The 12,967-nt window shown below is 68.0% G+C and carries 15 protein-coding genes; 9 read left to right on the top strand and 6 right to left on the bottom strand.

Annotated features, from left to right (window positions below):
- Positions 1 to 6: 6 nt before the first annotated feature.
- On the top strand, positions 7 to 267 hold the full coding sequence (locus tag AC1RJ9_RS12570; protein ID WP_492837216.1) for a hypothetical protein: 261 nt from the start codon (positions 7 to 9) through the stop codon (positions 265 to 267).
- A 3-nt stretch (positions 268 to 270) separates the two neighbouring features.
- Here the strand turns inward: AC1RJ9_RS12570 and AC1RJ9_RS12565 are convergent, their stop codons facing one another.
- Both AC1RJ9_RS12565 and AC1RJ9_RS12560 read right to left on the bottom strand, forming a co-directional pair.
- On the bottom strand, positions 271 to 849 hold the full coding sequence (locus AC1RJ9_RS12565; RefSeq protein WP_492837215.1) for a cob(I)yrinic acid a,c-diamide adenosyltransferase: 579 nt from the start codon (positions 847 to 849) through the stop codon (positions 271 to 273).
- A gap of 34 nt (positions 850 to 883) precedes the next feature.
- The gene (locus AC1RJ9_RS12560) at positions 884 to 1,090 is read right to left on the bottom strand and encodes a twin transmembrane helix small protein (RefSeq protein WP_125155340.1); all 207 of its coding nucleotides are present in this window, start codon (positions 1,088 to 1,090) and stop codon (positions 884 to 886) included.
- A gap of 380 nt (positions 1,091 to 1,470) precedes the next feature.
- Between AC1RJ9_RS12560 and AC1RJ9_RS12555 the strand changes: the two genes are divergently transcribed.
- The 4 genes from AC1RJ9_RS12555 to AC1RJ9_RS12540 all read left to right on the top strand — a co-directional run bounded on the left by AC1RJ9_RS12555 (position 1,471) and on the right by AC1RJ9_RS12540 (position 3,484).
- The gene (locus tag AC1RJ9_RS12555; protein ID WP_492837214.1) at positions 1,471 to 1,701 is read left to right on the top strand and encodes a CC0731 family SpdR-regulated protein; all 231 of its coding nucleotides are present in this window, start codon (positions 1,471 to 1,473) and stop codon (positions 1,699 to 1,701) included.
- Positions 1,698 to 2,345 carry a TetR family transcriptional regulator gene (locus AC1RJ9_RS12550; RefSeq protein WP_492837213.1) on the top strand — a complete coding sequence of 216 codons (648 nt, stop codon included), beginning with the start codon at positions 1,698 to 1,700 and terminating at the stop codon, positions 2,343 to 2,345. Before AC1RJ9_RS12555 ends, AC1RJ9_RS12550 begins: the two co-directional genes overlap by 4 nt.
- Before the next feature lie 79 nt (positions 2,346 to 2,424).
- Entirely contained in the window at positions 2,425 to 3,033 is a 609-nt protein-coding gene (locus tag AC1RJ9_RS12545; RefSeq protein ID WP_492837212.1) for a TetR/AcrR family transcriptional regulator, read from the top strand.
- A gap of 79 nt (positions 3,034 to 3,112) precedes the next feature.
- Positions 3,113 to 3,484: a hypothetical protein gene (locus AC1RJ9_RS12540; RefSeq protein ID WP_492837211.1), complete on the top strand. Its 372-nt coding sequence runs from the start codon at positions 3,113 to 3,115 to the stop codon at positions 3,482 to 3,484.
- A 14-nt stretch (positions 3,485 to 3,498) separates the two neighbouring features.
- On the opposite strand, the gene AC1RJ9_RS12535 is transcribed toward AC1RJ9_RS12540, so the two are convergent.
- Entirely contained in the window at positions 3,499 to 5,670 is a 2,172-nt protein-coding gene (locus tag AC1RJ9_RS12535; RefSeq protein WP_492837210.1) for a TonB-dependent receptor domain-containing protein, read from the bottom strand.
- 105 nt (positions 5,671 to 5,775) lie between these two features.
- Between AC1RJ9_RS12535 and AC1RJ9_RS12530 the strand changes: the two genes are divergently transcribed.
- Positions 5,776 to 6,144, top strand: coding sequence for a BlaI/MecI/CopY family transcriptional regulator (locus AC1RJ9_RS12530; RefSeq protein ID WP_492837209.1), 369 nt, complete (start codon positions 5,776 to 5,778; stop codon positions 6,142 to 6,144).
- Positions 6,137 to 7,624: a M56 family metallopeptidase gene (locus AC1RJ9_RS12525; protein ID WP_492837208.1), complete on the top strand. Its 1,488-nt coding sequence runs from the start codon at positions 6,137 to 6,139 to the stop codon at positions 7,622 to 7,624. Before AC1RJ9_RS12530 ends, AC1RJ9_RS12525 begins: the two co-directional genes overlap by 8 nt.
- Here the strand turns inward: AC1RJ9_RS12525 and AC1RJ9_RS12520 are convergent.
- Positions 7,621 to 9,258 carry a serine hydrolase gene (locus AC1RJ9_RS12520; RefSeq protein WP_492837207.1) on the bottom strand — a complete coding sequence of 546 codons (1,638 nt, stop codon included), beginning with the start codon at positions 9,256 to 9,258 and terminating at the stop codon, positions 7,621 to 7,623. The genes AC1RJ9_RS12525 and AC1RJ9_RS12520 overlap by 4 nt on opposite strands.
- 58 nt (positions 9,259 to 9,316) lie before the next feature.
- Positions 9,317 to 11,011: an acyl-CoA dehydrogenase family protein gene (locus AC1RJ9_RS12515; protein WP_492837206.1), complete on the bottom strand. Its 1,695-nt coding sequence runs from the start codon at positions 11,009 to 11,011 to the stop codon at positions 9,317 to 9,319.
- A 107-nt stretch (positions 11,012 to 11,118) separates the two neighbouring features.
- Here AC1RJ9_RS12515 and AC1RJ9_RS12510 point away from each other — a divergent pair, with 107 nt between their 5' ends.
- The gene (locus tag AC1RJ9_RS12510; RefSeq protein WP_492837205.1) at positions 11,119 to 11,760 is read left to right on the top strand and encodes a glutathione S-transferase family protein; all 642 of its coding nucleotides are present in this window, start codon (positions 11,119 to 11,121) and stop codon (positions 11,758 to 11,760) included.
- 6 nt (positions 11,761 to 11,766) lie between these two features.
- Here AC1RJ9_RS12510 and AC1RJ9_RS12505 read toward each other — a convergent pair whose 3' ends face one another.
- Positions 11,767 to 12,102: a DUF2322 family protein gene (locus AC1RJ9_RS12505; protein ID WP_492837204.1), complete on the bottom strand. Its 336-nt coding sequence runs from the start codon at positions 12,100 to 12,102 to the stop codon at positions 11,767 to 11,769.
- Between the two features lie 212 nt (positions 12,103 to 12,314).
- Between AC1RJ9_RS12505 and AC1RJ9_RS12500 the strand changes: the two genes are divergently transcribed.
- Positions 12,315 to 12,878 carry an SH3 domain-containing protein gene (locus AC1RJ9_RS12500; protein ID WP_492837203.1) on the top strand — a complete coding sequence of 188 codons (564 nt, stop codon included), beginning with the start codon at positions 12,315 to 12,317 and terminating at the stop codon, positions 12,876 to 12,878.
- Positions 12,879 to 12,967 lie beyond the last annotated feature (89 nt).

Here is a 12,967-nt window from a genome sequence, read left to right as displayed (position 1 = left end):
GCGCCCATGAACAAGACTTTCACGCGCCTGAAGTACATCTTCCTGGGCCTGTTCGTGCTGCTGAGCGGCGCCGCCCTGACCTACCACGTCGTGTGGGTATGGCCGAAGGAGAAGTGCGAGAAGCAGGGGCGCCCCTGGGCGGGCAAGTGGATGAAGTGCGGGCGGGTCTATTCGATCGAGACCCTGACGCGCCGCCCGTTGAACGTGCCGCCGATCAATGGCGAGGCGGCGGTTCCGGCTCCCGCGGCTGCTCCGGAAAAGAAGTAGGCTCTACCGCGTCGCGCCCGGCTTCCACAGGACGTCGGCGCGCCCCTGATCGTTGCTCCACCGCGCCGCGACGAACAGCAGGTCCGACAGCCGGTTCAGATACTTGATCGCCGGCTTGCCCACGATCTCGCCCTCCATCTCCGACAACGCCACGCAGGTCCGCTCGGCTCGGCGGCAGACGGTGCGCGCCACGTGCAGGGCCGCCGCCGCCGGCGACCCAGCGGGAAGCACGAACGACGTCAAAGGCGCCATCTCGCCGTTCAGCAGGTCGATCTCGCGCTCCAGACGTTCGACCTGGCCGTCGAGGATGCGCAGGGGCTCCCAATCCGGCTTGCCGTGCTGCTCGGGCGTGGCCAGATCCGCGCCCAGGTCGAAAAGGTCGTTCTGGATGCGCTCCAGCATGGCGTCGAGCTCGGGATCGTTCGCCGTGTGCTGGCGAGCCATCCCGATCGTGGCGTTGGTCTCGTCCACCCCGCCATAGGCTTCCACCCGCGCGGAGGCCTTGCTGACCGGCGCGCCCGTGGCCAGCCGCGTCGAGCCGCCGTCGCCCGTGCGGGTATAGATGCGATTGAGCGTGACCATAGGTCGCGGACTCCGGTTCGACGAAGCAGGTTACCTACGCGCCGCCACGCCGCCACCAGAATGCGGCGGCGACCAGCACGATGATGGCGATGAACTGCAGCAGCACGCGCAGGCGCATCAGCTTGTTCGAATAGGAGCGGCCGAAGTCGCCGCCGCGGAACAGGGCGTAAAGCCCGGCGGCCAGAGCGATCAGGACCGCCAGCAGGGCGGCGGGAACGAGGAAATCGAACAGGTGGCTCATGGGCTCGGAGAATAAGGCGTCGCGTCAAGTCGCGCCATAGAGGCCGGAGCCGTAAGGGCGTCCTTAGCGAGGCGTCGCGCGTTCACCCGCTCCCAGGGCGAGGACTTTGGTTCGATGACTGTCGTCCGTTGAGCCAATTCGCCGAACCTGTTCGGTGAGCGAATTTGTCGCAGTGACGCTCTGAGAGCGCTCCCATATCTATACCATACGCCTTTGTCCGGCGATTTGAGTTCGCTTTTGCGGTTGCAATAGCCTCCCCCTAGCGTTATTGCGCCCGCTTCCTATTTTTCAGTGTGCGTTCGTTGAACATGATCAACCTCCCCCACCGCGGATCGTTCAACGCCTTTCACTCACCCCAGCGGGGGTAGGAGTTACCTGCAATGGCCCAGAGCGCTCTGCTCTCGACCAACGCTGCGCTCTCCGCGTCCGATCGCGAAGAAGCCATGGCCGAAGTCCGCCAACTGATCACCGACCTGCGCGACGCCGCGCAGGATGGCCGTCAGCTGGCCCGCCGTTACGCCGACGTCCTTCAGAACGTCGTCGATGAGTACTGCATTGAGTTCGAGAAGCGCGCTGAAGCCGCTCTCGCCCGCCTGGAGGCCGCCGCATGAGCTTTGTGTCCGTTAATATCGAGTCCGCCACCGACTCTCCGGTGAAGCTGACCCGCCGGGCCCTGGCCAAGCAGCGGACCCGCGAACGCGTCCTGGCCGCCGCCCGGAGTCTGTTCAGCGAGCGCGGCTATGAAGGCGCGACGATCAGGGATATCGCCCAGGTCGCCGGCATGTCGACCGGCGCCGTGTTCGCCAGCTTCGCCGACAAGTCGGAGCTGTTCGAAGAGATCCTGACCGCCGACTACGAGGTCATCTACGCCCAGATGATCCAGGCCTCGCGCAACGCCAAGACGGTCGACGAAGCCCTGCTGGGCCTGTTCGGCGTCGCCTACGGCTTCCACGTCGAGCAACTGCCGCTGCTGCGCGCCAGCATCGCGGTGTCCTGGACCCGGTCGGAAGCCGCCGAGCGTCGCGCGCGCGGCGATATCAAGCACCTGTTCCATCTGATCGCCGACGCTCTGCAACGGGCCATCGATCAGGGCCAGTTGAAGAAAGATATCGACGTCAAACTCTTGGCTGAAATGAGCTGGGACGTGTATGTCGCCAACTATCGTCGCGCCGTCTACGACGGTTGGTCGGTGGAAGCTCTGCTGGCGCGGCTTTCGGATCAACTGAAGGTGATCTTCGCGGGCGCTCGCGCCTGACGAACGAAACTGGGCGCTCCGTTCGGGGGAACGGAGCGCCTTTGTCACAGCGACGCTAGCGTGTTCGAGGGGGACGTGCGTGGGCGTAAGAGATGATCAGAAGGCGGCGACCCGGGAACGGGTGCTTGAGGCCGCCAGGGACCTCTTCAATGAGGTCGGCTACGATGAGACGACGATCCGCGCCATTGCTGAGCGCGCGGGGGTCTCCGTCGGGAGCGTGTTCACCACCTTCGCCTCCAAGGCCGAGGTGCTGAGCCATGTGATGAACCACCGGCTGGCCGAGCTCTATGCCGAGCTCGACCGCGTGGCGCCGCTCCTGCGCGGCGGCACCGCCGACAAGCTGTGCTCGATCTTCGCTATCCACTACGAGTTCGAGACCCGGCGGGTGAAGCTGTTCCTGGCTCACATCGCCGCCTCGTACAATCCGAACAACGATCCGGGCGTCACGCCCTACGGCCGCAATCCGCGCCTGTCCCAGATGCTGCTCGACGTCCTGGAAGAGGGCGTGCGCAAGGGCGAGGTGCGGGGCGACCTGGATCTGCGCCTGATCATCGACACCCTGAAGGCCTCGTACGCCTGGAACTACCGCATGGCCGCCGCGGCTGGCGGGAACATGCCGGCGGCCGAGATGTCGGCGGTCATGGACAAGCAGATCGCGGTGATCGCCGAGGGGTGGAAGCCACGGTAAAGGGCGTTTTTTTGATCCAGATCATCCGGAACAGGGCGTCCGTCTGGGAATTGTTAACGCGCCACCCAGGAGCGTCGGCATGCGTGTCCCGATCTCGTCCGCCGTCTCTTTCGCCCTTCCGCTGATGGTCGCGGTTCTGGCCGCGACGCCGGCCCTGGCTTGTTCGGCGCGGGCGGCGGCGGGAGACACCATCGCCGGGCCGGTGCTCGAGGTTCCCGCCGCTGGCGTAATCTGCGTGGCCTTGGGCCCCGAGCCGTCGGACTGGGTGCTGGTGCGCCTGGGCGGCGGCGCATCGATCGACCGCAAGGTCCTGATGGCCGCGGTCTTCGCCCGACGGGTGGAGTGCGTGATGGGCGCCGAGGGCCGGGGCCACTGCCGCCTCGACGGCGCCGACGTCGTGAGCCTGGCCCAGACGCCGACCGTGCAACAGGCCGCGCTCAGCTGGCGCTGAACACTCCTTTTTTCCTACTGCGGTCCCGCCCCCGGGTTCTGGAACTCGAAGCCGGGATCCTTGCGTCCCTTGCCCGTTCCGAAGGTCCAGGCCAGGGTGATGCGGATATTGCGGGCGTCGGGATCGCGGACCACCAGGCTCTTCAGCGACGGGGTGTCGATCACCTGCTTGTCGCGGTAGAGGCCGAGGGCGTCCTGGACGGAGACCAGAAGCGACAGCTGCTCGCTGATCTTGCGGCGGTAGCCGAGGTCTATGCCCGCGAACGGCTTGGCGTAGCCTTGCGGCGTCAGGCGCTTGCCGACCAGGAAGCCGTTGACCTGCAGAAGATCCTTGGGCGTGGCCTGCCAGCTCAGGCTGGCGCGGCCCTGGGCCGTCGTGCCGGTGCGTTTGTCGGTGAAACCCAGGTTCGAGCCGTCCAACTGCGCCCAGAACAGGGTGCTGCTGAGGTTATAGGTCAGCTTGGGCGTCAGCTTGCCGTTCAGGACCAGCTCAAGGCCGCCGTTGCGGGTCTGGGCGACATTGGCCTTGGTGGTGACGAAGACGCCGCCGCCCCGGTCGGTGACCACGTCGGTGACCACCTTGTCGTTCTCGCGGTAGAACAAAGTCGCCAGGGCCATCATCGGCGCCTTGCGGTATTGCCAGCCAAGCTCGAACGAGTGGGTCTGCTGGGGCTTCAGGTTCGGATTGCCGATCCGGTAGTTCAGTGGGTCCAGCAGGAACGGCGCGGGATTGAGGTCGAACGGACCGGGACGCTGCAGCCGCTCGCTGTAGCTGGCGGTCAGCTTCTGCTGGTCGTTCAGCTTGTACGACAGGTGCAGGCTGGGCATCAGCCGGGTGGTGTCGTTGTCGTCCTTGCGGCCGGTCGAGGTCAGATCCAGCTTCGACTGCTCGTAGCGCAGGCCGGCCAGCATCGTCAGGTCGCCGAGCGGGCGCTCGTAAGTGACATAGGCCTGGCTCAGCTGCTGTTCGTAGAAGAACGTGTTGGTCAGGCCGGGATCGATCGCGAGGCCGCTCAGCGCGCCGCCGCGCAGGCCGACATTGTCATAGACGTTGTCGTCGAACTGCAGATCAAAGCCCAGCTTCAGCGTCTGGCCCGGACCCATCGGCCGGACATAGTCGCCCTTGAGGTCGGTCTGGCGGGTGTCGTAGCCCAGCCGCTGCTGGTCGTAGGCGCTGGACGCCGCCGGCGCGGTCGCCGAGGTGTGGCCCGTGCGCGTGCGGTTGTCGTCGGTGACGTCGTAGCTGAGCCTCAGCGACAGCTCGTGGCCCTCGCCGTCGAACTTGCGGCGCAGACTGCCGACGATCGCGGCGTTGTCGCGGCGCTGGCGGAGCGTCATATCGCGCCGATAGGCCTGGATGAGCGCTCCATTGGCGTCCTCGCGCGTGGTGTCGGCGGCGCTGTCGAGCGCCAGGTTGAAGCGCGACAGCCGCGCCTCGCCGCCGATCCGCAGCTTGTCGGAGACGTCGTAGTCGACCGTGGCCTGGCCGGTGACGCCGTCGATGTCGAAGTCGGTGGTCCCCTGGGTTTCGCTGTCGAGATTGGCCTGCTGGCGGCGCTCGTAGTCGACCTGGTCGAAGACGTCGCGGCGATAGTTGATGTCGCCGGCGGCCGACAGCTTGCCGCTGTTGTAACCGATATTCCCCGAAAGGCCGTTGCGGCCGTGGTCGCCGCCCGTGAGGCGGATCGAGCTGGTCCGGCCCGCGCCCTTGGCCTTCTTGGTGATCAGATTGATGACCCCGCCCGTGCCGTCGGCGCGGAACTCGGCCGAGGGGTTGGTGATCACCTCGACGCGGTCGATGCGCTCGGCCGGCATCTGCTGCAGCGCCTGGCCGCGACCGTCGCCCTGGAACAGGCCCGAGGGCTTGCCGTCGATCAGGATGGTGACGTTGGGATCGCCGCGCATGCTCACATTGCCCTGCACGTCGACCTCGACCGAGGGGACGTTGCGCAGGGCGTCGGCGATGCCGCCGGACTGGGCGGCCAGATCGCCCGAGACGCTGTAGCTGCGGCGATCGATCGATGTGCGCACCGCCGGAGCGTCGGCGGTGATGGTCACGGCGCTGACGCCGTTGGCGGCCTCGGCGGCGGGGGACTTCGCGGCCGGCGCCTGGGAAACGGGCGGTTGCGCGGCGGGAGAGGCCGCGGCGGCGGCTTGGGCGGCGAGCGCGATCCAGACGGTAGGCACTTGAAATTTCCCCTTAGGTCGTTGGCGTCAGCGACGGACTTGGCTAGGATACAGCTGTATTTTGCCGTAGAATACAAATGTACTTTCGGTAATGGAGTTGGGCGCATGCGGATTTCGGGCGCCGAGAGCCAGATCATGGAGGCGCTGTGGCGCCGCGGTCCGTTGACGCCCGAGGGCGTCGTCGCCGAAGTGGGCGTGGCCCACGACTGGGCGCCGGGCACGGTAAAGACCCTGATCACCCGCCTCCTGAAGAAGGGCGCGATCGCCGGGGCGCGTGAGGCGGGCGGCTATCTCTATCGGCCGCTGGTGTCGCGCGATGACTACGTGCAGTCCGAGAGCCAGAACCTGGTCGACCGGCTTTTCGGCGGCGAGGTAGCGCCCTTGGTCGCACACTTCGCGCAGCACCGGGCGTTGACGGCTAAGGACGTCAAGCTGCTGAAGGACCTGATCGCGGACATCGAGGACGATGGCTGAGCTGTTCGCCGACCTGCTGGACATGAACCTCGCCCTGGCCGTCGCGGTCGCGGCGGTGATGGTCCTGCGCCTGCCGGCGCGGCGGCTGTTCGGGGCGCGAGTGGCGTATGGTCTGTGGAGCCTGCCGGTGTTGGCCGTGCTGGCCATGCTGCTCCCCGCGCGGGTGCTGACGGTCCGGGTTCCGGCGGCGTCGGTCGAGGCGGGGCAGACCTCGGTCATGTCCGGAATGACCTTGGCCAATGCTCCGGTCGACATCCGACCCTATCTGGCGGGGCTGTGGCTGCTGGGCGTGATCGCCAGCCTGGCCTGGCTGGCCTGGAACCAGCTCCAGTTCACCCGCGCGGCGAAGGCGGGGAAGGCCGGGCCGGCGGTGATCGGCGTGCTGCGGCCGCGCGTGGTGGTTCCCGACGACTTCGAGGGCCGCTACACCCCGCGCGAGCGCGAGGTGGTGCTGGCCCACGAGCACGCCCACCTCCAGCGCCGCGACCCGCCGGTCAACGCCCTGGTGGCGCTGGCGACCTGCATCAACTGGTTCAACCCGGCCGTCCATGTGATGGGCCGCTGGCTGCGCATCGACCAGGAACTGGCCTGTGACGCCGGCGTGGTCGCCGCCTATCCGAAGGCGCGCCGCGCCTATGCCGAGGCGATGCTGAAGACCCAGCTGGCCGCCCGGCCGCTGCCGCTGGGTTGCCACTGGGCGACCCATCCGCTGGCCCAGCGCGTACGGCTGCTGTCGCGCCCGACGCCCACGCGCTTCCGCCGCCTGGCGGGCCTTTCGTGTATCGCCCTGCTGGTCGCGGGTGCCGCCGCGGCCGTCTGGGCCTCGCGGCCGCCGGAGGTGGTGATGGCCTTCGACCCGCCGCGCGTCGTCGAGGCTCCGCCGCGAGCGCCCCGTCCGGTCAGCGCTCCGGTCGCGCCGCCCGCGCCCAAGGCCGCGCCGCATCGTCCCGTCGCGCGCCCCGCGCAAGTCGCTGTCACCGAGCCGATCCTGGAGCCGGTGGCCGAGCCGTCGCCGATCGCGATCGAACCGCCGATGCGGATGCGTCGTGTACGGATCATCCGCGCCGTGGCCGACCGTTCGCAGGTGCAGCCCGGCTCGGCGGTGCGGGTGGTGGCCAGCGGCGTCGCGCCGGACGGCGCCCACCTGTGGGCCGACTTCACCGCCTTCGGCTCGCAGCGGCTCTATCGCAAGGGCGCTTATGAGCGGGGCGGCAGCCGCTATTCGCTGTTCACCAGCGTCGTCCAGCAGGGCGAGCGCCTGCTGGTCACGGTCAGCCTGGGCCGGGGCTTCCGGCCCGACCAGACTGGCTCGATCGAACTCCTGCCCAACCAGACCGGCGTGGTGCGTCTGCCGACCGGCCAGGATATCGTCGTGACAACCAGCATCCGCGCGGAGACCCCGGACGAGATCGAGGAAGGCCGCCAGCTGACGGCCTACCAGGCGATGTTCGAAGGGATGCGGCGCCCTGAACGGGGTTAGCCTTCCTTGGTCAGCCGCAGGTCCTGGTAGTCGAAGCTGAAGTCGGCCAGCGGCGAGACCGCCTTGACCAGGGCCGAGACCACCTTGCCGTCCTTGAGGTCGAAGGTGAGGAAGGCGTCCTCCTGGGTGCGGTCGTCGAAGACCGTCTTAAAGGTCTCGCCGTCGAACACCTCCAGCTTGCCCTTCAGGAGCGGGGTCTTGTCGAAGGCGACGTGCAGGCCCTGCTTCTTGCCCCCTTTTCCCTTGGTTGGGCCGACCACCGTAATCGTCACCGTGCCGTACCAAGGGTCGCGATAGATCCCGGCGTAGGCGGCCAGCGGCAGGCTGGGCTTGGCGCCGGACGATGGCGTCGTGGCCTTGGCCGCGTCCTTGATCGTATCGGCGTCGGCCTGGGCCTGGACACGCTTGGACGAGGCGATCCAGTCAAAGTCGTCACGGCCCTGCAGGCGGTCCGGCCCGCCGTAGCGCATGGAGCGCAGGACCGGGTTCTCCTCGGCGTTGGTCATGACCATGATGCCGGATTTCCGGCCCGGCAGCAGGCCCGTGTAGGAGATGAAGCCGGCCAGGCCGCCGGTGTGCCACAACAGGCGCTCGCCGCGATGATCCTGCACGAACCAGCCCAGGGCGTAGGCTTGGATCGACGGACGGACCGGGTTCTCCGTGATCGGACCATCGGTCGAAGTGGTGATGGTCTGCGGCTTCCACATCTCCCTGGCCGAAGCCTCGCTCCACAGGCGCTTGCCGTTGGGCGAGAGGCCAAGGCCCAGCTGGACCATCAGCCACTGGGCGATGTCCTTGGGCGTGGAATTGACCCCGCCGGCCGGACCCGCCGCGTCGAAGCTGCCGTCGAACGGCAGCACGGTCTGCGGCCCCAGGCCCCGCACGGGCGGGCCCAGGCGGCAGTGCGGCTCGGCGCGGCGGGCGCGGTCGACCAGGGCCGGGCTCGAGACGGTGTCGTTCATGGCCAGCGGCTGGAAGATCCGGGTCTTGATGACCTCTTCCCACTTCTGGCCGGTGACGGTCTCGATCAGCACGCCGGCGGCCACATACAGCACGTTGTCATAGGCGTAGCCGCCCCGGAACTGGCCGCCGATCGGCAGGTACTTCAGCCCCGCCACGATGTCGGCGCGGGTGTGGGTAGGCGAGGGCCAGATCATCAGGTCGCCGGCCCCCAGCGTAAGCCCGCTGCGGTGGACCAGAAGGTCGCGGACGGTCATCAGCTTGGTGACCACCGGGTCGCTCATCTGGAACGACGGCATGTATTTGGTGACCGGCGCGTCCCACTCCAGCTTGCCTTCCTCGACCAGCATGGCGATCAAGGCGGCGGTCATGGCCTTGGTGTTGGAGGCGATGCCGAAGGCGGTGTTCTCGCCGACCTTGTCCCGGGCCCCCAGGCGCTTGACGCCATAGCCCTTGGCCAGGGTGACCTTGCCGTTCTCCACCACCGTGACGCCCAGGCCCGGCTGATCGGGGAAGGCGGCCATGACCTCCTGGGCGAACTTGTCGACCGCCGCGCCGACCGCGCCGGTGTCCTGGGCGCCAATTCCTTGGGCAAGGGCCCGGTTCCCGAACGCCGCCAGACCCCCGGTCGCGAGCGCGGAGACGAGGGCGGTGCGTCGTGTCGTGGCGATCATGGAGACGTCCTTGTTTGAGGGCGCGAGGCTAAGCTGAGCCTCGGCCTATGGACAAGCCTCAGTTCCCGCCATCCAGAAGCCGTCGCGCGATCACCTGGGCCTGAATCTCGCCCGCGCCCTCGAAGATGTTGAGGATCCGGGCATCGGCCAGCAGGCGGCTCGCCGCATATTCCATGGCGAAGCCGTTGCCGCCGTGGATCTGCAGGGCGTTATCCGCCGCCGCCCAGGCCACGCGGGCGGCGATCAGCTTGGCCATGCCGGCCTCGAGGTCGCAACGCTTGCCTTCGTCCTTCTGGCGGGCGGCGTAGTAGGTCAGCTGGCGCACGCCCATGATCTCGGCCGCCATCATGGCCAGCTTGTTGGCCACGCGCGGAAACTCGAAGATCGCCTGGCCGAACTGCTGGCGGTCGAGCGCATAGCCGAGGCCGGTCTCCAGCGCCGCCTGCGCGACGCCGACGGCGCGGGCGGCGGTCTGGATGCGGGCGCTCTCGAACGTCGCCATCAGCTGCTTGAAGCCCTGGCCCGGGACGCCGCCGAGCAGGTTCTCGGCCGGGACGGTGAAGCCGTCGAAGGCGAGCTCATATTCCTTCATGCCGCGATAGCCGATCACCCCGATCTCGCCGCCGCTCATGCCCTGGGCGGGGAAGTCGTCGCCCTCGACGCCCCGCGGCTTGGGGGCCAGCAGCATGGAGAGGCCGCGATAGTCGGTGGTGGCTGGGTCGGTGCGGACCAGCAGGGTCATGACGTCGGCGCGGGCGGCGTGGGTGATCCAGGTCTTGTTCCCGGTCACGACGTAGTTCTCGCCATCCAGCGTCGCGCGGGTGCGCAGGGACCCGAGATCCGAGCCGGTGTTCGGCTCGGTGAAGACGGCGGTCGGCAGGATCTCGGCGCTGGCGATGCGGGGCAGCCAGTACTGCTTCTGCTCTTCCGTGCCGCCGGTCAGGATCAGCTCGCCGGCGATCTCCGAGCGGGTGGCCAGCGAGCCGACGCCGATCCAGGCGCGCGACAGTTCCTCGGAGACCACGCACATGGCGGTCTTGCCCATGCCCGAGCCGCCATATTCCTCGGGGATGGTCAGGCCGAACACGCCCAGGGCGCCCAGCTCTTCCACCAGCTCGATCGGGATCAGCTGGTCCTTCAGGTGCCATTCGTGGGCGAAGGGGGTGACCTTTTCCTCGGCGAAGGCGTGGAACTGGTCGCGGATCATCTCGAAGGTCTCTTCGAGACCGGTATGCTCCAGCGTCGGGCGGCCGCGCGCCTCGGCCAGGCGCTGGGCGATACGGGTCTTCACGGCCTGCGTGCCGCCCTCGACCATCAGCTTCATCAGGCCGTTGGAGTAGAGCCGGTTCAGCACGGCCCGGTCTTCGACCAGATGGGCCGGGCGGACGATCTCGCCCTGGTTCATCGGCACGCCGCCGACCAGTTGGGCGCAATATTCGCTGAACAGCAGTTGGGCCAGCAGGGCCTCGATCTCGCCGAACCGGCCTTCATCCTGGAGGCGCTCGGCCCAGCCGGCGACCTGGTTCAGAAGCTCGGCATAGGCGGCGTACCAGCCATAGCCATGGACTCGGTGCTGGTGGACGTCGGCCAGCCTGCGGTCGATTTTCCCGCCGTCGGGCGCGATGTGGGCCAGCACCTGCGGCTTGGCCTCGGCCACGAACAGCTGGGCCGCGTCGGCGGCCTCGCGCAGCAGGCCGATCAGGCCCGGCAGGATCAAGGTATCAGTCGTGTTCCGGCTGACCGTATCGGTCATGGCTTGCTCCCCTGCGCCAAACAGTTGTTTTCTTTCACCCTGACGCCTTTCGCATCTGCGAGCAATGCCGCAGCGCAACATGCGGTTCAAAAAACGGGGAAGAAACCATGCTGACGGTCCACCACCTGAACGAGTCGCGCTCGCAGCGGATCCTGTGGCTGCTTGAGGAGTTGAACCTCCCTTACGAGATCGTCTTCCACACCCGTGACCCCAAGACCCGCCTGGCGCCGCCGTCGCTGACGGATATCCATCCGCTGGGCAAGTCGCCGGTGATCGTTGCCAATCAAGCAAATGGGGGGGATCTCACGATCATCGAGTCCGGCGCGATCATCGACTACGTCATCCGCCGTCATGCCGAGGGGCGCCTGGCCCCCGATCCGGCCAGCGCCGACTACGACCGCTACCAGCAGTGGCTGCATTATGCCGAGGGCTCGGCCATGCTGCCGCTGATGCTCAACATGTATGTCGGCCGCCTGGGCGAGGCCGGCGCGCCGCTGCACCCGCGCATCCAGGGCGAGATCGCCAACCACCTGGCGTTCGTCAACGACCACCTGGCGGCGCGCGAATATTTCGTCGGCGAGACCCTGACCGGCGCCGACATCCAGATGAGCTTCGTACCGGAGGTCGCCAAGGCCATGGGCAAGCTTCCGGAATACCCGCACATGGCCGCCTGGATCGAGCGGATGCACGCTCGCCCGGCCTGGACGGCGGCGCTGGACAAGAGCGGGCCGTACGCGCTGGGGGTGTAAGCCCGTTCAGCCGCCGACGGCGATGACGTCGATATCCAGCGGAGCGCCGCCGGCGGCGATCGCCAGCAGGCGGTCGACATTCGGGTGCGCGCCCGGGCGCTCGCGCGCATCCGCCGTGTGCTCGGCGAACACGATCAGGCCCTGTTCGGCCGCCCGCGCGTCCAGGGCGCCGAAGCGCTGCTTCAGATACTGATAGACGGCCAGGGAGCCTTGCTGGCCCGGTCGGTTCTCGATGCTGGCGACCACGGCGCCGTTGGCGTCGACGAGGTCGATGCGCCGTACGCCGTCGATGGGCGGCAATCGCCGAAGGTTGTCCTTGAACGTCGCGCCCGGTTGAATCATCGCCCGCTTTTCTCAACTGCCTGAGCCATCGCGGGCGGGCCTGTAGCACCCCTGGCGGACCTCCGCCATGGCGGCCCGAAGCCCCCTCCCGGAACATTTTTCAACATGAACGAAATCTGCTGAAGCCGTCCGCGCAACCGTTCAGCTTCGCCCTGTCATGGTCTGTCTCACGGGGTTGCTGACCCCAGACACCTTCAAAGGGACATGAGACCATGACCATCACCACCCAAAAGACGATCAAGACCATCGCCCTGACCCTGGGTGCCGCCGCCACCGCTCTGTCGCTGGCCGCCGCCCCGCAAGCCAGCGCCGGCGTCGTCGGCTGCAAGGCCTCGGGCTCCAAGCAGGAGGTCGGCGCGGTGCTGGGCGGCCTGCTGGGCGCGGTCGCCGGCAACAAGATCGCCGGCAAGGGCGATCGCGGCACGGGCACGGCCATCGGCGCCGTGGTCGGCGCGGGCGCCGGTTCGGCGGTCGGCTGCGGCATGCAGAAGAAGGACGCGGCCCAGGAGGTCGGCGGCATCTACAAGTCGGGCGGCTATCGCTACGCCCAGACCGTCCAGGCCGCTCCGCTGATCGCGACCAAGGGCAAGTACGTCGCCCGTTCGACCCTGAACCTGCGCGCCGCCGCCTCGACCCGCGGTGAACGCCTGGGCGCGGTCGCCTCGGGTGAGACCTTCCAGGCCCTGGGCCGCACCGGCGACGGCAAGTGGATCCTGGTTGGCCAGAACGGCGTCGGCGTCGGCTACGTCTCCAGCGCCTACGTCTACCGCGCCTAACCAGGCCTAGCGTTTCGGGGCGCGTCCGCTCCGTCCCTCTGGCCGCGCCTTCGAGGAGAGCCCGTTCGGTCGCCCCCATGACCGGACGG

It is taken from the genome of Caulobacter sp. GW822-FHT07D08, assembly GCF_058798735.1.
The sequence above is the reverse complement of the archived record's forward strand: the minus strand, read 5'-3'. Positions and strand labels throughout refer to the sequence as shown.